General features: G+C 37.0%; 18 protein-coding genes, 2 riboswitches and 1 other annotated feature. Of the genes, 4 read left to right on the top strand and 14 right to left on the bottom strand.

From position 1 onward, the window contains the following. The 4 genes from ACIQ7T_RS11125 to ACIQ7T_RS11110 form a co-directional block, all read right to left on the bottom strand. Complete coding sequence (locus ACIQ7T_RS11125) at nt 1-654, bottom strand: methionine ABC transporter permease (protein ID WP_049667732.1); 654 nt, start codon at nt 652-654, stop codon at nt 1-3. Beyond that, the gene (locus ACIQ7T_RS11120) at nt 596-1,675 is read right to left on the bottom strand and encodes a methionine ABC transporter ATP-binding protein (RefSeq protein WP_402870322.1); all 1,080 of its coding nucleotides are present in this window, start codon (nt 1,673-1,675) and stop codon (nt 596-598) included. Before ACIQ7T_RS11120 ends, ACIQ7T_RS11125 begins: the two co-directional genes overlap by 59 nt. A 55-nt stretch (nt 1,676-1,730) precedes the next feature. Beyond that, complete coding sequence (locus tag ACIQ7T_RS11115) at nt 1,731-2,540, bottom strand: MetQ/NlpA family ABC transporter substrate-binding protein (RefSeq protein ID WP_402870319.1); 810 nt, start codon at nt 2,538-2,540, stop codon at nt 1,731-1,733. A gap of 300 nt (nt 2,541-2,840) precedes the next feature. Then, a complete protein-coding gene (locus tag ACIQ7T_RS11110; RefSeq protein WP_402870316.1) occupies nt 2,841-3,368 on the bottom strand; it encodes a DUF1292 domain-containing protein in 528 nt (175 codons plus the stop codon). Nucleotides 3,369-3,668: 300 nt separating this feature from the next. Between ACIQ7T_RS11110 and ACIQ7T_RS11105 the strand changes: the two genes are divergently transcribed. After that, nucleotides 3,669-3,809: a hypothetical protein gene (locus ACIQ7T_RS11105; protein WP_402870314.1), complete on the top strand. Its 141-nt coding sequence runs from the start codon at nt 3,669-3,671 to the stop codon at nt 3,807-3,809. 342 nt (nt 3,810-4,151) lie between these two features. On the opposite strand, the gene ACIQ7T_RS11100 is transcribed toward ACIQ7T_RS11105, so the two are convergent. The 7 genes from ACIQ7T_RS11100 to ACIQ7T_RS11070 all read right to left on the bottom strand — a co-directional run bounded on the left by ACIQ7T_RS11100 (nt 4,152) and on the right by ACIQ7T_RS11070 (nt 11,219). Then, nucleotides 4,152-4,460 (bottom strand): DUF1292 domain-containing protein, encoded by a 309-nt coding sequence (locus tag ACIQ7T_RS11100; RefSeq protein ID WP_370075360.1) that lies wholly within the window; start codon nt 4,458-4,460, stop codon nt 4,152-4,154. A 19-nt stretch (nt 4,461-4,479) separates the two neighbouring features. Then, nucleotides 4,480-4,896 (bottom strand): Holliday junction resolvase RuvX, encoded by a 417-nt coding sequence (gene ruvX, locus ACIQ7T_RS11095; RefSeq protein ID WP_370075361.1) that lies wholly within the window; start codon nt 4,894-4,896, stop codon nt 4,480-4,482. Between the two features lie 2 nt (nt 4,897-4,898). Continuing rightward, complete coding sequence (locus tag ACIQ7T_RS11090; RefSeq protein ID WP_004226839.1) at nt 4,899-5,165, bottom strand: IreB family regulatory phosphoprotein; 267 nt, start codon at nt 5,163-5,165, stop codon at nt 4,899-4,901. Nucleotides 5,166-5,251: 86 nt separating this feature from the next. After that, on the bottom strand, nt 5,252-7,912 hold the full coding sequence (gene alaS / locus ACIQ7T_RS11085) for an alanine--tRNA ligase (RefSeq protein WP_402870309.1): 2,661 nt from the start codon (nt 7,910-7,912) through the stop codon (nt 5,252-5,254). 113 nt (nt 7,913-8,025) lie between these two features. After that, nucleotides 8,026-8,240 (bottom strand) — a binding site (T-box leader). Nucleotides 8,241-8,329: 89 nt separating this feature from the next. Then, nucleotides 8,330-9,283 carry a magnesium transporter CorA family protein gene (locus ACIQ7T_RS11080; RefSeq protein WP_402870306.1) on the bottom strand — a complete coding sequence of 318 codons (954 nt, stop codon included), beginning with the start codon at nt 9,281-9,283 and terminating at the stop codon, nt 8,330-8,332. A gap of 40 nt (nt 9,284-9,323) precedes the next feature. Beyond that, entirely contained in the window at nt 9,324-10,274 is a 951-nt protein-coding gene (locus ACIQ7T_RS11075; RefSeq protein WP_370075364.1) for a magnesium transporter CorA family protein, read from the bottom strand. 21 nt (nt 10,275-10,295) lie between these two features. Then, on the bottom strand, nt 10,296-11,219 hold the full coding sequence (locus tag ACIQ7T_RS11070) for a magnesium transporter CorA family protein (protein ID WP_402870302.1): 924 nt from the start codon (nt 11,217-11,219) through the stop codon (nt 10,296-10,298). Nucleotides 11,220-11,466: 247 nt separating this feature from the next. After that, a riboswitch (M-box (ykoK) riboswitch) is annotated at nt 11,467-11,641 on the bottom strand. Nucleotides 11,642-12,399: 758 nt separating this feature from the next. Next, nucleotides 12,400-12,574: riboswitch (M-box (ykoK) riboswitch) on the top strand. 369 nt (nt 12,575-12,943) lie between these two features. On the opposite strand from ACIQ7T_RS11070, the gene ACIQ7T_RS11065 reads away from it, so the two are divergent. Together ACIQ7T_RS11065 and ACIQ7T_RS11060 are read left to right on the top strand one after the other, a co-directional pair. After that, on the top strand, nt 12,944-13,648 hold the full coding sequence (locus ACIQ7T_RS11065; protein WP_402870433.1) for an MgtC/SapB family protein: 705 nt from the start codon (nt 12,944-12,946) through the stop codon (nt 13,646-13,648). An 18-nt stretch (nt 13,649-13,666) separates the two neighbouring features. After that, a complete protein-coding gene (locus ACIQ7T_RS11060) occupies nt 13,667-14,440 on the top strand; it encodes a magnesium transporter (RefSeq protein ID WP_370075367.1) in 774 nt (257 codons plus the stop codon). A 349-nt stretch (nt 14,441-14,789) separates the two neighbouring features. Here the strand turns inward: ACIQ7T_RS11060 and hpaB are convergent, their stop codons facing one another. Further along, nucleotides 14,790-16,226, bottom strand: coding sequence for a 4-hydroxyphenylacetate 3-monooxygenase, oxygenase component (gene hpaB, locus ACIQ7T_RS11055; RefSeq protein ID WP_402870299.1), 1,437 nt, complete (start codon nt 16,224-16,226; stop codon nt 14,790-14,792). Between the two features lie 344 nt (nt 16,227-16,570). On the opposite strand from hpaB, the gene ACIQ7T_RS11050 reads away from it, so the two are divergent. Continuing rightward, on the top strand, nt 16,571-16,759 hold the full coding sequence (locus ACIQ7T_RS11050) for a hypothetical protein (protein ID WP_370075369.1): 189 nt from the start codon (nt 16,571-16,573) through the stop codon (nt 16,757-16,759). Nucleotides 16,760-16,920: 161 nt separating this feature from the next. On the opposite strand, the gene ACIQ7T_RS11045 is transcribed toward ACIQ7T_RS11050, so the two are convergent. Next, nucleotides 16,921-18,711 carry a polysaccharide deacetylase family protein gene (locus ACIQ7T_RS11045; protein ID WP_402870295.1) on the bottom strand — a complete coding sequence of 597 codons (1,791 nt, stop codon included), beginning with the start codon at nt 18,709-18,711 and terminating at the stop codon, nt 16,921-16,923. Nucleotides 18,712-18,749: 38 nt separating this feature from the next. Beyond that, on the bottom strand, nt 18,750-21,182 hold the full coding sequence (gene recD2, locus ACIQ7T_RS11040; protein WP_370075371.1) for an SF1B family DNA helicase RecD2: 2,433 nt from the start codon (nt 21,180-21,182) through the stop codon (nt 18,750-18,752). Nucleotides 21,183-21,626 lie beyond the last annotated feature (444 nt).

Genomic DNA, 21,626 nt, shown 5'->3' with positions numbered 1-21,626 from the left:
TTATGACACTCTGCGTAATTTTCGCTCAAGACTATTTCCAATACTTTGAATGATTTGTACTAGTACTACTAAAATCACCACTGTTACTAAAATCGTTACATTGTCAAAGCGTTGATAGCCGTAAGTAATGGCTACATCACCAAGGCCACCGCCTCCAACTGCCCCTGCCATTGCAGTCGCTCCAATAAGCCCAATTGTTGCAGTCGTGACACTTAATATTAAAGAGGGGAAGGCTTCTGGTAGCAAAAACTTTTGAATAATTTGAAGTGGAGAGGCACCCATCGCCTTCGCTGCTTCAATAATGCCTTCATCCACTTCCAATAATGAATTTTCTATTAATCTTGATATATATGGCCCTATATGCAAGACAAGCGGTACAATAGCAGCTGTTGTTCCTATTGCTGTTCCAACGAGTAAACGTGTAAATGGAATGATAGCAACTAGCAAAATAATGAACGGAATGGAGCGCAGGGTGTTGACGATTGGATTAATGATTGAAAAGATTATTTTATTTTCAAGAATATGCCCTTTTCTCGTCACAACTAAAGTTATCCCTAAAATAAAGCCCAAAATAGCTCCAAAAAATAACGAAATACTAACCATGTACAGCGTATCTAGCACTGCGTCGATAATGATTTGTGAGCTCACCTTCATGTGCAATAACCTCCTCTATTTGAATATCTTTCGTTTGAATAAATTGATGTGCCTTGTCTATTTCTTTGTTTGTACCAACTAGTTCAACGATTAAATTACCAAAGGGAATCCCTTGTAGCTCTGTAATATTGCCAAACAGTACATTGACATCGACATCAAATTTTTTCGCTACTTGAGAGACAACTGGTTGCCCAACGTCTACACCTATAAATTTCAGGTTATAAATCTTTTTAGATTGATCTATCGTTTTTAATTGCTCGTAGACAGATTGTGGAATGTCATCTCGAACTACCGATTGTACAAAGCTTTTAGTCGTCTCCTCTTGCGGTGCAGAAAAAATTTCAAGTACATTGCCTGTTTCAATAACTCGTCCGTTTTCCATAACAGCTACACGATTGCAAATATCCCTTATGACTTCCATTTCATGCGTAATCATTAAAATGGTAATGCCATACTCGATATTTACTCGCTTTAGTAGCTCTAATATAGATTTAGTCGTTTGCGGGTCAAGAGCAGACGTCGCCTCATCACATAATAAAATTGTTGGCTTTGTGACAAGTGCACGAGCAATGCCTACTCTCTGCTTTTGTCCACCTGACAGCTCATCGATATAGCGCTCAGCTTTGTCCTGTAAACCGACAAACGACAAAACCTCCCTTATTTGACCTTCAATGTTTGATTTTTTTACGCCACTTAATACTAAAGGCATCGCAATATTTTCAAAGACAGTCTTTGAACGAAGAAGATTGAAGTGTTGAAAAATCATACCAATATTTTTCTTTTCCTCGCGAAGCTGCTTTTTGTTTAATGTTGTCAGCTCTTTGCCATTCACAAGAACGCGACCAGATGTTGGTTCCTCCAATAAATTCACTGTCCGTATTAATGTACTTTTACCAGCACCGCTAAAGCCGATAACACCAAAAATATCACCCTTTTGAATCGTTAAATTAATGTTATTTAATGCCGTTACAACGGTTGTTCCTACCTGAAATTCCTTTGTCATTTCGATAAATTCAATCATTTCACGTCTACCTCCTTAGCATTTCATTTTGACTACTCTCGACTTTTAAAAGAAGTTAAAATGCTGGAACGACAGCCCCCCTAAACTGATCTTCAAAAAAGGTACGCGCCTTTTCGCTTGTCAGCCATTTAACGACTTTTTGAATCGCTGGATCATTTTGTTTTTCTTTTGTCGTCGCAATAATATTGACATATGGCGATTCTGGACCTTCTATAATAAGAGCATCCTTCAAAGGGTTGTAGCCCCCTTCTAAGGCGTAGTTCGTATTAATAGCCGCTGCATCTACATCATCTAATGAACGAGTCAATAACTGAGAATCGACACCGATAAATTGAATATTTTTTTCGTTTTTTGTAATATCCTCAACTGTATAATCATTTTCCTTTGTTTTATCTAATTCAATTAGTCCATTATTTTGAAATAGTAGTAAAGCTCGAGAAAAATTGACGACATCATTTGGGACGGAAACTTTTGCATTTTGCGGTGTATCATTAATATTTTTAATTTTTTTAGAGTACACACCAAATGGTTCAATATGAATTCCTTTTACACTCACTAAATCTAAATGGCTTTCTTTATTCGTTTGTTCTAAAAAGGGAATGTGTTGAAAATAGTTAAAATCTAGTTCACCATCTGCTGTTTGCTGATTTGTTTGAACAGCATCTTTTAAAATAGTAATGTCTAATTTCACACCATCTTTTTCAAGATCCTTTGCTAAATACTCTAGTACTTCCGCGTGTGGCACATTGGCTGCCCCCACCTTTAACGTTACTGTTTCTTCTTTGCTCGCTTCCCCTTTGTTTGCGCAACCTACCAGCAAACCTATTATTAATACACCAACTAGTAGTCCCCATATAGTCCTCATTTAATTTCCTCCTTTTCGAATTAATTTACTTGGTTTTAATTTAAAATAAATCTTATCTGTTTACTTATGTTTGGTCAACGCTCAATATTACATTTTATCTGTAAATATTTAAAAATTCAGACAAAGCAACAAGTTGAAAATTCCGTTTTGTCTAGAAAAATAACTAAATTAGCTCGAAAGTACGCAAATTTAATTTTAGAATAGAATATTTTTACATACGAGATAGAAATATTCTATTAATACTCTACAAGCTACGAAATAAAAAAAATCCGAGTAGCATTTAACCACTCGGAGTTCTAATTATAATTCATTTAATACATCTTCAACAAATGCCCATTCTTCATCTGTTTCAATCGGTAATAATTCATCAATCGTTCCGTCATTTCCAGATACGAATTGTGAAGCAAAAATATCTCGCTCCTCTATTGGCTCGTCCGTTGCCAGAACATAAAGTACATAGGATTTGCCAAATTGTTCTGATGAAAATGTATGAATAACCTCACAGACCTGATCTGCCCCATCCTCATCTGTTATTGTAAATAGTTGCGGCTCTTCTTCAAATTCGTCTAGAAGTGTCAGGACTACCTCATTAATCATTTCCCACTCTGCATCTGTTTCTACAGGCTGTAGATTTGTCATTTCTCCATTGTTATCATCATAATCAAATGTCATAGCAGAAATGTCTCCAGGAATTTCATTACCGTCTTCGTCGATTAACGAAAACAATACATATGATTTTTCATCTGCATCGAAAGTGAAGACAACACGACACTTTTGCTCCTTGCCATTTTCCCCTACTATAAGAAATTCTTGCGTTTCTTCGTTCATAAAATTTCCTCCTTAATTAGACTTAATTATGTTTCCAACTTTGATACGAGTCATTTTTTGGGTAACACAAAAATATCATCTTAAATTCATTGGATTCGTCATAGTCTCACATAACCTCACAGCTATATGGCTCAACACCATAAAGTATGGTTGATTTCCGTTCCGGCTGGGCGCTTTGTAGCTGACGCTTTGCTTTCGCTACAGAAAACATTTGCCGCTGACGCTTTGCTTTCGCGCAGATAAAACAATTGTTGCTGTCGCTTCGCTTTCGCACAGAGCAAAGCTTCCTGGGGGCGTCCGATGGGCCGCTTGGGCCAACACGATGTTGGTCACGAAGGCGTTATCACTGGACGTGATGGTTTTAGCCTTCGTTCCTCTATCGCTGATCCCCAAGGAGTCGCCCAGCCTCGACTCCAATCAACTAATATACAGGGTATATAATCAATTATGCCTCAGCATAATTGCGTCCGGAGTCTTTAGGCCAACATGATGTTGGTCACTCAGTCGTTGCCACAGGACGTGGCGTTCTTAGACTGAGTTCCTCTATCTCAGCGGGTTTGGACACCAGCTGAAAAATAACTTAAATACACATTCATTTCACCATCTATATAGGTGGAGACTTCTGTGCCTGTCGCTACGCTTTCGATACAAAAAATATTTGAAAGAAGTTAAAAAAATGTCATCCACAACTTTCGGTGATGAAACAGCTTTATTCTTTCTAAAGTAAAAAAGGAACAAGGAGTGCTTGTGCCATCCTTGTTCCACACTTATAAAGAACGATGATTATTCTTCGTCTTCATCCTCTAAAGCGTTTAATACGTCTTCTACCATATCCCACTCTGCTTCAGTTTCGATTGGTGTTAATTCACCATCTTCACCATTTTCAGATGGAACGAATGAAGATACGAAGATTTCTACAGAGCCATCTTCATCTTCTTCTGCGCCTACCATAGAGTAAAATACGTATGATTTGCCAAATTCAGCTGATTCATGTACGTGAATTACTTCACAAAGCTGTTCATTTCCGTTCTCGTCAATCACTGTAATGTGTTGTACATGTAATTCTTCTTCATGGTTATGCTCTTGTGCCATGTAGTTGTCACCTCATCAATTAATTTTTGCTATCCAAGTAGCCTTGTAAAATCATCACAGCAGCCATTTTATCAATGACTTGCTTACGCTTTTTGCGACTCACGTCTGCTTCGATTAGCATACGCTCAGCAGCCATCGTAGTTAAACGCTCATCCCAAAGCTTGACCGGTAGTGAAAATGTTTCTTCTAAAAGCTTTTTATAGTTTTCAGAAGCTTCTCCACGCGGTCCCACCGTATTATTCATGTTTTTCGGATATCCTACAACAAATTCTGTTATAACATACTCCTTCACTAGCTCGGCTATTCGGTCAATGCCGAACTCGCCGTTAGCTTCATCAATTTTTACGGTTTCAATACCTTGGGCCGTCCACCCTAAAGCATCACTAACAGCAACGCCAACGGTTTTTGACCCAACGTCTAATCCCATAATTCTCATTTCTAGTCCTCGTTGTTCTTTTTAATATAAAACTTAACAAGCTCTTCTAGAATTTCGTCACGCTCAAGCTTGCGAATTAAATTACGAGCATCCTGATGGCGAGGAATATACGCCGGATCACCAGAAAGTAAATAACCGACAATCTGATTGATAGGGTTATATCCCTTTTCCTCTAATGAAGAATGTACTTTCAACATTACCTGCTTGACTTCCTGTTCCATTGATTCTTCTGGAAAATTAAATTTCATAGTTTGATCAAATGAACTCATGACCAGCACCTCGCTTTCAGAAATAAGGAGATGTGCAAAAGCTCATCTCCAATTTCTCTTTATTATAACATGTTTTGGCGTATTAATTAAATGGATTTAACATAATCATACACAGAAAGTAGTGCTTCATCAAGTTTTGACGCTTCTTTCGCACCTGCCATCGCCATATCTGGACGACCGCCACCTTTACCACCACATGCTTCTGCTACCATTTTTACGATATTTCCTGCGTGGTAATTACCACCAACTAAATCTTTTGTTACACCAGCACATAGCATAACTTTTTCGCCATCGACTGCACCAAGAACGATAACAGCTTTAGGCATTTTTGCTTTCAAGTCATCCATCATTTGACGCAGTTGATTATTGTCCTTCGCCTCAACTTTCGTAGATAAAACAGTTACATCCCCAAAAGTTTGCGCTGCGTCCACAATTGCGCCTGCTTGTGCATTCGCGATTTTTTGTGATAATGCCTCATTTTCACGTTGCAAATCTTTGTAGTCGGCTTGTAACGCATGTACTTTTGTCACAAGATCTTTTGAATTTGCTTTTAATAATGCTGCAGCTTCGTTTAATAGAGCTTCTTCCTCTTTTACCGCTTCATAAGCAACTTTACCTGTCACAGCCTCGATACGACGAGTACCTGCACCTATACCACCTTCTGAAACAATTTTGAAGAAGCCAATTTCAGAAGAACGTTTTACGTGAATACCACCGCAAAGCTCAATAGAGTAGTCACCAATTGAAACAACGCGAACGATATCGCCATATTTTTCACCGAATAACGCCATTGCTCCCATAGCTTTCGCTTCATCGATTCCTTTTTCTTCAATAACGACCTCTATATCATCCCACACTTTTTCATTTACAATACGTTCAATTTGTTGTAATTCCTCTTTTGTCACTTGTCCGAAGTGAGAGAAATCAAAGCGTAAGCGATCAGGTCCTACATATGATCCCGCTTGGCTAACATGGTCGCCCAGTACATCTTTTAGCGCACGTTGCATAATATGTGTTGCTGTATGGTTTTTAATAATTAAATTACGTTCTTCACGGTTAACTACTGCTTTCACTGCATCTTCAACTTGCATTTCGCCAGATTGTACAAGTACAGTATGAAGCGGTTGACCATTTGGAGCTTTTTGTACATCTTTTACAATAGCAGTGAAGCTATCATTTGAAATAACACCGCTATCCGCAATTTGACCACCCATTTCAGCATAGAATGGTGTTTTAGCTAAAATAACTAATGCTTCTTGCCCTTCAGATGCTACCTTTGACACTTGTCCGTTGACAATGATCGCTGCAATTTCTGTATTTGTCGTTAATGTATCATAACCAACAAATTCACTCGCAACCGTCAAGTTTGTTAGTACTTCATTTTGTACTTGCATAGAATCCACATCTTGACGAGCTGCACGTGCGCGTTCACGTTGTTCTTCCATTGCTGCTTCAAAGCCTTCATGATCTACCTTCATGCTTACTTCTTCCGCATACTCTTCAGTTAATTCGATTGGGAAACCATAAGTATCATATAAACGGAATGCATCTGCACCTGGAATATAGTCATGGCCAGCTGCTTTTTGAGCTTCTACTACTTCGTTAAAGATAGCAAGACCACCGTCTAATGTTTCATGGAAGCGAATTTCTTCATTTTTAATAACACGTTGGATAAACTCGCATTTTTCCGTTACTTCTGGGTAGAAATCATTCATGATTTCACCAACAGTTGGTACTAATTCAAACATAAATGGCTTTTCAATGCCGATTTGTTTTGCATAGCGCACTGCACGACGTAGTAAACGACGTAATACATAACCACGACCTTCATTTGAAGGAAGAGCACCATCACCAATGGCAAACGCTACTGTACGAATATGGTCCGCGATAACTTTAAATGGTGTATTGATATCTTCTTCTGAACCGAAGATTTCACTTAACGCTACTTCACCTGGACGTTTGTATTTGCGATTTGCTAATTGCTCGATTTTTTCAATAATAGGCATGAATAAATCAGTATCAAAGTTCGTTGGAACATTTTGAACAACTGATACAATACGCTCAAGACCCATACCAGTATCAATATTTTGTTTTGGAAGCGGCGTATATGTGCCATCAGGATTATGGTTGAATTGAGAGAACACCAAGTTCCAAATTTCAAGATAGCGTTCATTTTCACCACCTGGATACATTTCTGGATCATTTTCATCTGAACCGTATTCTTCCCCACGGTCATAGAAAATTTCTGAGTTAGGACCAGATGGGCCTTCACCGATATCCCAGAAGTTCCCCTCAAGTCGGATTAAACGCTCTTCAGGAATACCAATTTCGTTATGCCAAACGTCATACGCCTCTTGATCTTCAGGATGGATCGTAATAGATAAAAGCTCTGGATCAAAGCCCATCCATTTTTTATCCGTTAAGAATTCCCAAGCGAAATGAATAGCTTCTTTTTTGAAGTAATCCCCAATTGAGAAGTTTCCTAGCATTTCAAAAAATGTATGATGTCGAGCCGTTTTACCTACGTTTTCAATATCATTTGTACGAATTGATTTTTGGGCATTTGTAATACGTGGATTTTCTGGAATAATACGACCATCGAAATATGGTTTAAGTGTTGCAACACCTGAGTTAATCCAAAGTAATGATGGGTCATTGATTGGCACTAGTGGTGCTGATGGTTCATGATGATGACTTTTTTCTTTAAAGAATTCTAAATACATGCGACGAATTTCTACTGCTTTCATTTGAAAAGTTCCTCCCTATATGTTTTGTAAAAATCACGAAATGAATCCGCAAATCAATTTTGCCTTGGCGTAAGCTTTCACGCAGATAAACATAAAAAAGCCCCCATCCCCAAAAAAGGGACGAGGACTTGTGATTTGTCTCGCGGTACCACCCTAGTTGTAAGTAAAAGTATACTTACCTCTTTAGCACTTGTAACGTAAGTGAACGGCAGGGATTAACTGCACTCTGGAGTAGCTTTCGGTACTTGCTATTGTGAGGATTTTTTCAGCCAAGAAATCCCTTTCTTTTACACGCACAAATACGTACTTTTTCCATCATCGTTTTTTACAATTTTCTAACGAGAATTATAAAAAAAATATTTCCTTCTGTCAAATTCGCACTATAATTGCTAATCCTAACTAAGCTCACTTTTTATGCTATCGCGAGAAATAATTTTTTTTGTAAAAAACGAAGGTAGACATTCCTGTTAACAAGACCATTACGACGATTACTACCCAAAATGCATTAGATGCATTTTGATAAGGTAGAGGCACATTCATCCCATAAATGCTGGCAATTAACATCGGCACCGATATTATGATTGTAAATGAAGCAAGTAATTTAAGTACTTGACTTACGTTGTTTTGAATTACGTTACCATATGCATCCATAATATTATTTAAATTCGTTTGATTAATTTCCGTCACTTCATATGCTTGATCGATTTCAATAAGCACATCGTCTAAAATACTTGCATCATCATCATCTAATTTGATATTACTACCCTGTAATATTTTTTGCATTGTAAATTTCATCTGTTTAAGTGATGTTACCATGTATATAAGACTTTCATTCAAGTAAAGTAGTGTGTATAGCTCACTATTACGATATGATTTGGCAAGTTCTTTTTCTGCTAATGTGATTTCCCGTTCAATTGTAGCTAAAAAATGAATATATGCCCGAGCTGTTATGCTTAATATATTTAAAGTGTTGCGCGTTTTCAAATGTGTCTCAAAAAGAGTCATCCCGCCATTAAACAAATCTTTCATGAAAGGCAGCTCTCCATTACATATCGTAATCATATGATTTTTTGTGTGAATAATCCCCAGAGGAATAGTTCGATATTTCACATCTTGAGAAGAACTCTCGACATCTAACTGATCGTACGGGACATGAATAACCATCAAGACCGCTCCGTTGCGCTCTTCAATTCGCGGGCGTTCTTCGATATCAAGTGAATCAGTTAAAAAATCTCTTGGAACGGCAAGAGCTGCCACTACACGTTCAATTTCACTGGATGTTGGTGCTTCAAGATGAAGCCAACTGTTATATCCAATATTTGATGTTTGCTCAAATTTACCTTCGGAATTACTTTTGTGTATTAAAAGCATTTTGCAACATCCTTTCTATCTACGGTATTGTATGAAAATATTAGAAACGTAAAAATTTTGTTTTGTAAAATACGTAGACAAGACCTCCACTGACCCCTAGCATTAGTCCAATAACTACTAAAAACATAATTGGCTGATCTTCATAGGGCAATGGAACGTTCATCGAGAACACACTTCCAATTATTGTCGGAATCATTAGCACAAGCGTAAGAGTAGTCAATATTTTCAAAACGCTATTTAAGTTATTGTGAGTAATTGCCGCGTACGCATCCATTAGATTGCTTAAACTAAGACTACGCATTTCCGTTACTTCCGCTGCTTGTTCAAGATCTACTAATGCATTATGCAGCATCTCCTCATCTTCACTATATAGTTTTATATCTTGTCCTTTGGAAAGGTGTAAAAAAACATTGCGCATAGCTCGTAAAGATGTCGAAAAATATACTAAACTTTTATTAATATGAATCAGACCGAACAACTCTCGGTTATTATGCGATTCTTTTAATTCTTGCTGTAATCGTCCAACCTGCGCTTTTATGCGCTTGAGAATATCAAGATACGATTGAGCAATCGCTTCAAATAGTAGCAATGTTATTCGAGTCTTCATATGCGTTTGAAAAGTTCCATACTTTCCTGAAAATATGTCTCTACATAATGGATTGTCTTGTTTTGTGACAATCACCAAATGATCTTTTACATGGATGATGCCGATTGGTATTGTTCGATAAGGAATCTCTTCGTACAAACGCTCCTCATTCATCGCCACGGGGGAATTGAGAATGATGCCCATTGACGAATCATCCTTTTCAATCCGAGGCCGTTCATTGATATCTAAAGAATCACGAATAAAATTTTCCGAAATATTAAGTTTGTTTGAAATTTGAGATATTTCAGCATCTGTCGGATCCACAAGATAAAGCAACGTGTTGTGAACAATATTAGATACCTGCTGTAATTGACCTATTGAATTACTTTGATATATTGTAAGCATCTTTTCTCCTCGCTTTCTCTACTAAAATAGTCGTTTTTTGTAAAACACCCAACCTGTTAACACACTAATGACTATAGAGAGGGACATAAGTACTAATAATGCGTATTCTTCATCCTGCCTTGGCAACGGGAAATTCATCCCATATATCGTTGCGACCATCGTCGGAAACGTCAAGATAATCGTAAATGCAGTTAAAACTTTCACTACAATACTAAGGTTAATTTCAATCACCGCAGAATATGCGTCCATCATGCTGCTCAAATTTTCATTGTAAATTTTTGATGTATCAAGAGCTTGTTGCATCTCATTAAGAGTGACTTGTAGCTGTTTTTCATCTTCTTTATTCATTTCAAGTACTCTTGACAATTTCCCCATCATCACAAGATTGACTTTTAGTGCCTTTATGAAATAAACAAGGCTCTTATTAATATTGAGTAAAGTATACACTTCACTGTTCTTAATTGATTTTTGTATTATTTTTTCAGATACAATAACTTTTTGATTAAGATCATCAAGGCATCGTAAACAATAACGAGCCGCAACAAGCAATAACTGTAAAATAAAAGATACGTTTATATGATTATTCTTATCGAGAATTTTGCTAAATTCCTGTAAAATTGGATGACTAACGCGACAAACTATTACAATTACTTCACTTGTTTGAATAATACCGATTGGAATTGTCCTATATGGTATAGTTTCATCATTTGGCATTTTTAAGGGTACATTGACAATCAGCAATGAATTATTTCCACTTTTTTCAATTCTTGATCGTTCATCAATATCAAGGGAGTCACTGATAAAGTCAGTTGGTACTCCAAGGCGATTAGCAACATACTGTATATCCTCTTCTGATGGTTCAATAAGATATACACAGCTACCTTGAACGATCTTAGGCTGTTCTTCCAGTAGCCCTTCTTTGCTTCTTTTATAGATTTTAAGCATTGAATCGTCCTCCTAATCAGCTGAATTAAAACAGATTTAAGTTTTTTACTCCTACTATCTCCATCGGTCGGACTCGGACTCTCCATTTTGACCCCCTCCTTTCTAAAAATGAACTCTTTTACCCCTGCTAAAAGGATTTAATCGATATGGTATTATGCAATAAGGATCTTTTTGGAAATTTAAAAACCCTCTAGGAGTCCTAGAGGGTATAAAAAGTGCACAAAAATAAGCAGCACAAAAAAGCACTTTCGATTCCCCCTAGTCGAGTTTTAGCACTATACACCGTAAAGAGACGAATTTATCTCTTAGCCACCTTATGAAAAGCCTTAATCCGGCAATTCCTGTTCTACCCATGGGCATCTTTCGATATTTCTGGGCAGTGGCCTATGTTTGTATAGGAGCCTCACCTAACGAGGTTTTATTTAATTTCACCGCAATCGTAAGCCGTATTTTTTAATTTGTCAAGAGTGAAAAAATATTTTTTAGGTTTTTTTATTACGAATTTCCGCATGAAATGAGAAATAAACAGAGTAGTCTTCAACAAAATTTTTTGCGGTTGTTTACGAAGAAATCTTTCTCTATTAAACTATTTCTCTGTTCTTTTAAGCTGTTTATTTCAAGTGAAAAATTGATAAGAAACTTTAGTAAATATTCCGGTAGACTTTGCTCCGCAACGAAAACAGAGCGACAAAAAGCACTTGCCTCTCTCCAATCTCTATGTACTTTCATAGGCACTTTCTTTTTAATCAAGAATAGATTTTTTGTTCAGCAGTTTTAACACAAAAAAACATACACAGACTTAACAACAGTTACAGAAGCTATCGATACAAATTTATTAATTTTTAATTCAAAAAACCACTTCCCTAAGATTGGATTTGAAGTCCTTTGTTAGCATAAAAATAAGCCACATCAACAACGGTTAGGCATATATGTTGTAAAAAAATTTATTGGAACGGAGATTGGATAAGAGGCTAAAGGCATTCCTTCCTGTGGTACGCCTTCGTGGCCAATATCATTTCACCCCAAGCTGCTCATCGTCCCCCCAGACGTTACGGAAATCCTCCCACTTTATGATGATACGTCGAAAATACACTATTCCCCTGATACCATTTTAAGATTTTAATTTTTGAAACAGTTGTTGACAACCAAAATTATTCGGAGTACAATTCACCTGAAAACAATAAATCCTCGTTAGGTGAGGCTCCTATGTAAACATAGGCCACTGCCCAGAAATATCGAAAGATACCCATGGGTAGAACAGGAATTGCCGAATTAAGGCTTTTCATAAGGTGGCTAAGAAATGATGTCATTTCTTTACGGTGCATAGTGCTAAAACTCGATTAAGGGGAATCGAACGTACTTTTTTATTTTTTCGTGCGCTTTTCATCCCCTCTAAATCGTTAGAGGGGTTTTTATTTTATTTGACTATAAAAGGGGGAACATGTGATGGATAGTTATTCGATATGGCATTTCATATTTTTAAATAATTCGAATATGGCAAAAGGCAGCGTTTTTGCGTTCAGTCCGCATATGTCCCTTTCTTCAAAAATCCAATTATGAATTTTTTCGCAAATTGGCGTTTACCAAGATAGGTTTATTTGATGTGTACGTCGAACAAGATACATTCTAAGCAAGAAGCTCCCTTTTTTACGGGAGCTTTTTTATATTATTTTTATTTTAGTGGCATTCTATAAAAAGAACTGAAGAGGTGATTGACGATGATAATGACAGTAGAAATGATAATCAAGTTAAGCCTAGCTTTACTATTCGGATTATTGATTGGGATTGATAGACAGATTAAACAAAAACAACTTGGCATGAGACCTAGTATGGTCATCTGTATTGCCAGCTGTTTATTAACAATTGTCTCCATAGAAGCATTCGGAAAATTTGGAGGTGCCAATCATCCGAATATGGATCCGATGAGACTTGCTGCGCAGATTGTAAGTGGAGTTGGTTTCATTGGTGCTGGTGTTATTTTACGAAGAAGTAACGAGGTGATTTCTGGTCTTACTTCCGCTGCGCTAATCTGGTCAGCTTCTGCCCTTGGAATTTCTATCGGGGCGGGGTTTTATATAGAGGCAACATGTGCTGTTATCCTTTTGATAGTGGCAGTCAACATTGTGCCCTTTTTCATTAAAACATTAGGTCTATCAACACTTAACCGCCAGGATATTTCATTAAAGATTATCGTGGAATCGAATTATCGTATGACAGAATTAATTAAAATGATTAAGCATAGAGGGCAAAATGGATCTTCAAAAAAATATGAATATAAAATTCGGCACTTCAAGCTTAAAGATATTGATAACGATCACCAATTAATTGACTTAGTTCTTTCGGTACCAGAAGATCAATATACGACGGAGATTTATTATTATGTTAAAAAGATTGATCACGTCCTGAGTGTCGAAATTGAGAATTTGTAATAGAAAGGAGCGTCAATAATGATTAGACTACATCAATATAAATATAAAGAAGAGTACACATACTACATGTTGCAATCTTTAAAGTCTGGAAAAAAAGATTCTTTTCGAAAGGATTTTCTAGATTTACACCCTATGGATCAAGCAACATTTTTTATAGAACTTAGTGAGGAAAGACGTTTCACGATTTATTCTTTTTTAACTCCTTGTGAATTTGGAGAAATTTTTAGCGAGCTAGAACCATCTATGCAGAAAAAATGTATTATAGAGCTTGACCGTCGATTTGCAGTGGAGATGTTAAATGAATTACCTCCAGATGACGCCACAGATTTCTTGGGACTACTATCATATAAAGAAGCCGATTTTTATTTGGAACGTATGGAAAAAGATGAAGCCGATGATATTAAGCAATTACTTCAATATAAAAAAGGGTCAGTCGGAGCCTTGATGACAACAGACGTAGTAATAGTTGCAAAAGATGACTTAGTAATTGATGTGTTTGAACGCCTAAAGCATAGTGAAGGAGATGCAGAAACTTTTTATTACTTATATGTAACAGATACCAATAAACAATTGCTTGGAGTCGTATCATTACGAGAGCTAATAATTTCCCCACCAGAGTGTCGAATGGGTGAAATTATGAACTCTGGGATCATTTCAGTGTCTGCCCATACAAATCAGTCCGAGGTAACCCAAATCATACGTAAATATGGTCTTTTAGCAGTCCCTGTTGTAACAGAGAATTATGAACTGCTTGGAATCGTTACTTTTGATGATGCGCTGACTTATCTATAAAGATAGTGATATTTTCACAGCAATTATACTCAATGAGAAGTAATTGTATCAATTATACCTCGGATAAATGCGTCCGGAATCGACTTTGTGCTTAGGTCTGTAAATATTTTTTTGCGCGAGAGCGGAGCAGCAGCGGCAGCGGCAACAACATGACGTTGGTCACTCAGTCGTGTGTTGTTGCTGTCGCTGCGCTTCCGCACAGATAAATTGCCACAGGACGTAGCGTTCATAGACTGAGTTCCTCTATTTCAGCGGATGTTTTTTGTACCGAAAGCGCAGCGGCAGGTACAGATGTTTGGACACCCGCTGAAAGAAGTTAAATTAATTTTAAACAGTTACTTCCTCAAAACTAATTATTATTTTTCAAAAAGTTTTCTACCCGATTAACTAATTCTTCCCTATTATAAGAATTATAAAGCGCGCTGGCTAAACGAACTGGGTCTCCAAAGAAAAAGCGCTCATACAGTGTTTGTCTTGTACCAAAGCTGCTCATCGTTAAATCCCAAGCTAGACGGAATTTTTTGACGCGCTCCTTTCCACCATCCTGAAAAGACTGTAAATAATGCTCAAGGTCGCCGTCATCCGCAGTAAATGCTTTTTCACTTGGAATGGACATTAATCCGCTTGCGCCAAGTAACTGGATAATTTCTGTAAAGGTCGGATATACTTTAGGGAACATCTGAATAGCTACTTGTACTGTTGGGAGATCAGGTCTTATAAAACCAAATTCATCTATTTTTGCTTCTACTTCAGACTTTAACTGTAAGGCCTTCATCGTTTCTAATGTCACGATGATATCCACGACCTTTTGCTGCACATGTTGATATCCGCCGATATTTATCGTATCTACAATTGACTGTACAACACCTAAGACAAATTCTGTTTTGGCAATTTGACGTGTTAGAACTTGATGTAAACCATATGTTTGAAAACCACTTACGTTCAAAAAGTTATTGGCAACTTCCACATTCTCATAATAAAAGACGCGTTCCCACGGCACTACAACATTATCAAACACAACGATTGCATCCATTTCCTCGTAACGACTACTTAATGGATAATCAAAAACCGATTCCCCTCCGACAAATGATTGCCTACATAAAAACTTTAAACCTTTTGTATTACTTGGGATAGAGAAAGCAAAGCCTTTTCCTTCATCAAAACCATTTGTTGATATAACAAGGAGTTCATCTGTAATTCCTCCCTGTGTCGCTAGTAATCTCGCACCTTTAATTACTAACCCTTCGCTCGTTTTATCTACAATTTTAGCAGCAATTGTAACATCTTCATCTTCAAAATAAAACTTTTGACGGTTTACTTGTGGCTCGATAAATGTATGTGTCATCGTCAAATCGTTCTCACGAGCATACTCATAAAATCTTAATAAATGCTGAGGGAAACAATTTGGCTTATCTTTCAAATATTCTGCTACGGATGCTAGAGCCATTAATGTCGTATTCATGTAATCTGGGCTTCTCCCCATAAGGCCATTATTGGATAATGCCCACTCTCGTATTGCATTACGTCTTTTCACGAGATCATCGACTGTCACCGCTTGAAGGAAAGACATACCTACACGCTTATTACTTGTTGGTGAAACATATGTCATCTTTTCAAGCAATGCCTCTTCATTTTGTAAATCAAAAAGCCTTGCCTGACTCTGCATTACTCCCTTAAATGCTGGATGCTCCGACACCTTCCCTGTGACAACTTTCCCATCAATCGAAATATAAGTTTGTAAAGCGTCAATACGGTCAATATATTGTTTTCCTGTAATTACTGGCATACAGTCACCCCTAAACGTTACAAATGTTTTTATACTTGATTAGTATATGATTTTTCCCAATATTAGGTTCCGGATACGCCAACTGTATTATAGCAAACCCTATTTTTTCTTAACTGTATTACTTTTTAAATACAGTTTAAAGCCTGCATTTATTGCACGATTTTTCAGTTACTTTAGATAAAAACGGTTTCAATTAGCACTTTTTTAACGAGTTCAATTTTGCGACATATTCACAAAAAAGTCATTTTCGACTAGTACAGAATTGCTAGATTTTTTGTATATGCAGGTGTAAGATAGCTTCGTAACCAAAACAAAATACATCTTTTTATTAAGGGAGAATATATATGAATAAACAAATCGTCTCGTACGTGGCGGAAATGGAAGCTGCTTTAATGAATAAAATGGAGGATCATAATGAAGAGAATCTTTTATTTTCTATTGCTTCAGATATGATTGCCAAAGAAAAAGATCAATTTAAAAATGTTTGCCAAGCATATGAAGTCGTTAAACATCACCTAGTTGGCATCCATTAAATCAATAATGCCTCGGTATAATTGCGTCCGGAATCAGTTTCAGTGAATGTTTTTTGTACCGAAAACACGCGACAGGTACAGATGTTTGGACACCCGTTGAAAGAAGTTAAAAAAAATCGCACAAAAAACCCGATCAATTCGATTTGATCGGGTTTTTTATTTTACTTCGTGTACGGAAGAACCATTTTTTGGAAATTGTCAAATGTTGTATTTTGATGAGTTGCTAAGCGTTTAATTTGATATACATCATCGTACGGATTGTTATAGCCAACCTTCGTTGAAAATGCCATTGTGAATCCAGCTTCCTTTACAGCATTAATGTTATTCGAATTATATTGCCCAAACGGATAAGCAAAAGCCTTAGCATTCGGAATAATTGCTATACTACGCTGTAAATCCTGAACAACCTCACGGTAAGGGATTAGAAGCATTTTGCCTTTATTTCCTTCTAAAACATGTAAATTGTAAGTGTGTGATTCAAACGCAAAAACATCTTGCATATTTGTTATATCCTGACGTGAAAGGGGCTGTAAATCATTATAATTAAAAATTTGCCCATCTTTCGCACTTTCATTACGGGACGTAATTAAAAATTGTGTAGCTTTAAAGCCATTGTTTTTAAGTACAGGATACGCATATTCACGTGTCGACAATAGACCATCATCAAAAGTCAAAACAATTGAATAGGCAGGCAGTGTAATTTCATTGCGCATGAAACGCCATAATTCATCTACAGTAATGGCTTCGTAGTTTTTACTTTTTAAATACTGCATTTCTTTTGTAAATTGAACATCTGTCACCGTAGTACTTAAATTTTTGAAACGCCCAAGCTCATGCTCTTTTAATATATGATGATACATCATTACAGGGACGCCACGATCAATCGCTACTTTAGAGCTATGGATATAACCTTCACGACCACCAAGTACTGTTACGTACCAAGCTCCCTCTTTCCGCAATATCGGATAGCGGCGATTTGTATCTAGCTTAGCAAATGGTTGTAATGTTGTTGTTTTGGTATCATAAATCTCACTGTTTGCAGAAACAGGGATGAAATACTCATTTTTCATGGCATTGTCCTTACCAACATTTTTATATGAAGGCGTATTTAAAAATTTCATCTTTGATTTTTCTGCATAAACATATGATTTCCCCCAACGAACTTGAACATATGTTGGGTCCATTGAATCTACAACCTCTAGCTGTTGGCCTTTCATTAACGTAGCAATAGCCATCTCTTTATCACGGCGGAAATCATACAGAATTAAGTTTTCTAACGCCTCTATATAGCCATTTTGTTTACTAGGAGGAGTTGTAGTTGGTTTTTCAACAGGCTTTGAGGTATTTGTATTTGTATTTGTTGAATTTTGACCTTTTTCTTTTTCTACAAAATTACTATGTACAAATCCTAAGCGTCCGTTCACAGCAATTCCATACCAATTACCCATTCCGCTATATATAGGGAAGCGAACTCCCTCTGACAATGTAGCAAATTGAACAAGTTTATTGCCAGTATTATCGTAAATCGGTGCAACCTTTGTTGCGACTATATAATCAGTTATTTTAGCAACAGTTGGGACTGTGTTTTTATAAGTTGTTGCTGGAACAACGGTTGTATAACGTTTTTCAACATAACCATAATAACCACCCCAACGGATTTGCCACCAATTGGCTCCATAATCTTTTGTTACTTCAAAAGTTTGCCCTGCTGATAATGTCCCCACCTGCACTAGTGAGCCTGAACGATTATCAAAGACAGTTGCTTCCTCATTCACTTGGATGACAGTATTTTTTGCATATGCTTTTTCTGCAAAAGGTATTAGCATCATGAATAGAAGCAATAATAATAAGCGTTTCACTTTATTCACCTCAAAAAAATTTTTATTATCTTTTACTTCAATCATTAGACGATTTTCCAACCAATAAAAGTTTATTGGTTGAATTAATTTCATAAATCATATTTTCCTTCAGAACCCTTGATACTAAAGGATCACTTATCTAAATAATCATACGGCGAGACACCATCCATTCCAATCAATGGATGGATATATGGTTCTGTTTCTACCGTTAGTTTGAAATCAATGGATTGTTTTTCATTTTTTAATTCTTCGTTTAATGGAATCGTTTCTACTTCTACAATTTCCTCTGCAATTTCCATTGGATTGAGTCTTGCACGTAAAGACGTAAAGCGCTGTAAATCATCCGTACGCTGTAAGCCATCTGCTAGCACATCAGGCTCGCCACATAGAATTAAGAAATTTTTAGCACGCGTAATACCTGTATATAACAAATTACGACGCAGCATCTTAGAATAACCTCGTACAACCGGCATAATAACTGTTTGGAACTCAGAGCCTTGCGATTTATGAATAGAACAACAGTAGGCAAGTGTCAATTGATTAAGATCACTTCGTTGATAAGTTACTTCAATACCGTCGAATGATACAACAAGCAAATCTTGTTTCTCAATTGTTTCCTTTGCCTTAATAATGCTAATTACCTCACCCATATCACCATTAAAAACGTTGCTTTCTGGTTGATTGACAAGCTGTAAAACTTTGTCCTTTATGCGATATGTGACATCACCAAAAACGAGCTCTTTTCTAGTACCAGTATCGTTTGGATTAATAAGTTCTTGAATCATTTTATTTAAATTATCTATTCCCGCTGGACCTTTGTACATGGGTGCTAACACTTGGATATTACGAATTTCTTGACCTTTCACAACCGCACTTTTCACAACCTGTGTGACAACGCTTGCTACCTGATCTGAGGAGGCTTTTATAAATGAACGGTCAGTTGTTTTTAATGTTAGGTCATTTGTGATATTACCACGTTTAATTTGATGAGCAAGTTCAATAATTGTTGAGCCTTCAGCTTGTCGATAAACATCTGTCAATTCCACAGTAGGTATTTGCCCAGAAGCCAACAAATCTTTTAACACCTGTCCTGGTCCTACTGGTGGAAGTTGATCTTGATCTCCTACAAAAACGACTTGTACATCCTCATGTAAGGATTTTAATAGTTGATGCGCGAGCCAAGTATCGACCATCGACATTTCGTCTACAATAATGAGTTTCCCTGTTACCTCACGCTCAGTTTCTTCCTCTTTTTCCTGACCTGTAAAGCCTAGCAATCGATGAATTGTCATTGCTGGAAGTTCTGTCGATTCCGAGAGGCGCTTGGCAGCACGTCCTGTTGGAGCACATAAAATAATCGGAAAGGGTTCTTCTTTTTGTGCATATTCCTTCGGGTTCAATGATAGTCCGTGTAGCTTTGCATACACTTCTACTACACCCCGAACAACAGTTGTTTTACCTGTCCCAGGTCCACCAGTTAAAATCATAACGGCGGAATTTAGTGCTTGTTCAATCGCATTCGCTTGCGTTTCAGCATATGTGACATTAAGAAACTCTTCTGTTTCACCAATCACTTTTCGTATTTCGTCCTTACTAAAATGTTCAGCCTTATTGTTACGTTCGATTAAAGCTAATATTTTTGATGCAATTCCTACTTCTGAAAAATATAGGGATGGTAAATATAGTCTTGTTTCTTCCCCACAAATTTTACTTTCCTCGCGCAATTCGATGCAAGCTTTAGAAATGATTTCAAAGGGAATTTCCTCTCGTTGGCTTTGCTCAAGCATATCTTTTACTAGTGGTAAAACATTTTCTGCATCTAAATACACATGACCATCCGATAAAGCTGCTGTATTTAGAGTATGTAAAATCGCCGCCTTAATACGGTCTGGATGATTGCCAGTAATCCCTAATTTTGCACCTAGCTCGTCTGCACGAAAGAAACCAACACCCTCTACATCTTCAATCAGACGGTATGGATTTTCAGTTAATAATTCAACGGCCTCTGTTCGATATGTTTGGTAAATTTTCATGCCGAGCTGTGGTCCGAAACCCCATTCATTAAGTTGAATCATCACTCGTTCTAAGCCTAAATTTTGTTCAATTGTACGATGGATAACCTCTTTTTTTTCAGCAGATAAACGAGGCACAGCATCAAGAGCATTTGGGTCCTCTAAAATAAGACGCAACGCATTTGCTCCTAATTTCTCTACGATTGTTTCAGCAGTTTTTTTTCCGATTCCAACAAACAAATCACTCGATAAGTAATGAATAATTCCTTGCTCTGTTGCTGGCACTTCCTTGGTAAATGTCTCAATTTGAAATTGCACACCATATTTTGGATGCTGTTTCAATACACCAGTAAAACGATATTGTTCATCCATCTGTAACGGCGGAAAATATCCAACAACTATTATTTCCTTATCTTCGTACTGTAAGTTGGTCTCTTGAATTTTCACACGAACTATCGAATACATATTTTGTGCATTATGGAAGATAGAGACAATCGGGCGTCCGAGTATAAAAAATTTATTTAGTTCAAATAAATCAAGGTTCTCTGCCATTCTCGGTTCGTCCTTTCGTGTTCATTTCAACCATTATATTTTACCACACCATAATGTGTAAAATCGCTTAAAAAGAGAATTCAATAAATTTTATTCCATTTTAATCAATTATGCCTATGTATAATTCCGTGACATCCGCCAGAGGCTTTAGGCCAACAAATATTTTTTGTGCGAAAGCGTAGCGACAACAACAACAACAACAACAACAACAACAACAACAACACGATATTGCTCACTTAGGTATTTTCACAAGATGTGAAGTTCTAAACCTGAGTTCATCTATTTCAACGAGGCAACACCAGCTGTAAAGAGATTAAAACCCGTATTTCACCACTTATAGAGGTGGGAGACTTCTGTTAGCAGACATCGCTACAAGAATATTTGTAACAGCCGTTTCACTTTTCGCTACAGTAAACATTTGTAGCTGTCGCGTTGCTTTTGCTA

It is taken from the genome of Lysinibacillus sp. NPDC096212 (assembly GCF_044763105.1).
GTDB lineage: Bacteria > Bacillota > Bacilli > Bacillales_A > Planococcaceae > Lysinibacillus.
Note: the sequence above shows the minus strand (reverse complement) of the source record. Positions and strands in the feature narration are given on the sequence as shown.

Excerpts from the sequence above, each read along its gene's own strand:
- ACIQ7T_RS11125 (WP_049667732.1), bottom strand. The coding sequence starts at position 654 with ATGAAGGTGAGCTCACAAATCATTATCGACGCAGTGCTAGATACGCTG.
- ACIQ7T_RS11120 (WP_402870322.1), bottom strand. The coding sequence starts at position 1,675 with ATGATTGAATTTATCGAAATGACAAAGGAATTTCAGGTAGGAACAACC.
- ACIQ7T_RS11115 (WP_402870319.1), bottom strand. The coding sequence starts at position 2,540 with ATGAGGACTATATGGGGACTACTAGTTGGTGTATTAATAATAGGTTTG.
- ACIQ7T_RS11110 (WP_402870316.1), bottom strand. The coding sequence starts at position 3,368 with ATGAACGAAGAAACGCAAGAATTTCTTATAGTAGGGGAAAATGGCAAG.
- ACIQ7T_RS11105 (WP_402870314.1), top strand. The coding sequence starts at position 3,669 with ATGGGCCGCTTGGGCCAACACGATGTTGGTCACGAAGGCGTTATCACT.
- ACIQ7T_RS11100 (WP_370075360.1), bottom strand. The coding sequence starts at position 4,460 with ATGGCACAAGAGCATAACCATGAAGAAGAATTACATGTACAACACATT.
- ruvX (WP_370075361.1), bottom strand. The coding sequence starts at position 4,896 with ATGAGAATTATGGGATTAGACGTTGGGTCAAAAACCGTTGGCGTTGCT.
- ACIQ7T_RS11090 (WP_004226839.1), bottom strand. The coding sequence starts at position 5,165 with ATGAGTTCATTTGATCAAACTATGAAATTTAATTTTCCAGAAGAATCA.
- alaS (WP_402870309.1), bottom strand. The coding sequence starts at position 7,912 with ATGAAAGCAGTAGAAATTCGTCGCATGTATTTAGAATTCTTTAAAGAA.
- ACIQ7T_RS11080 (WP_402870306.1), bottom strand. The coding sequence starts at position 9,283 with ATGCTTTTAATACACAAAAGTAATTCCGAAGGTAAATTTGAGCAAACA.
- ACIQ7T_RS11075 (WP_370075364.1), bottom strand. The coding sequence starts at position 10,274 with ATGCTTACAATATATCAAAGTAATTCAATAGGTCAATTACAGCAGGTA.
- ACIQ7T_RS11070 (WP_402870302.1), bottom strand. The coding sequence starts at position 11,219 with ATGCTTAAAATCTATAAAAGAAGCAAAGAAGGGCTACTGGAAGAACAG.
- ACIQ7T_RS11065 (WP_402870433.1), top strand. The coding sequence starts at position 12,944 with ATGACAGTAGAAATGATAATCAAGTTAAGCCTAGCTTTACTATTCGGA.
- ACIQ7T_RS11060 (WP_370075367.1), top strand. The coding sequence starts at position 13,667 with ATGATTAGACTACATCAATATAAATATAAAGAAGAGTACACATACTAC.
- hpaB (WP_402870299.1), bottom strand. The coding sequence starts at position 16,226 with ATGCCAGTAATTACAGGAAAACAATATATTGACCGTATTGACGCTTTA.
- ACIQ7T_RS11050 (WP_370075369.1), top strand. The coding sequence starts at position 16,571 with ATGAATAAACAAATCGTCTCGTACGTGGCGGAAATGGAAGCTGCTTTA.
- ACIQ7T_RS11045 (WP_402870295.1), bottom strand. The coding sequence starts at position 18,711 with ATGAAATTAATTCAACCAATAAACTTTTATTGGTTGGAAAATCGTCTA.
- recD2 (WP_370075371.1), bottom strand. The coding sequence starts at position 21,182 with ATGGCAGAGAACCTTGATTTATTTGAACTAAATAAATTTTTTATACTC.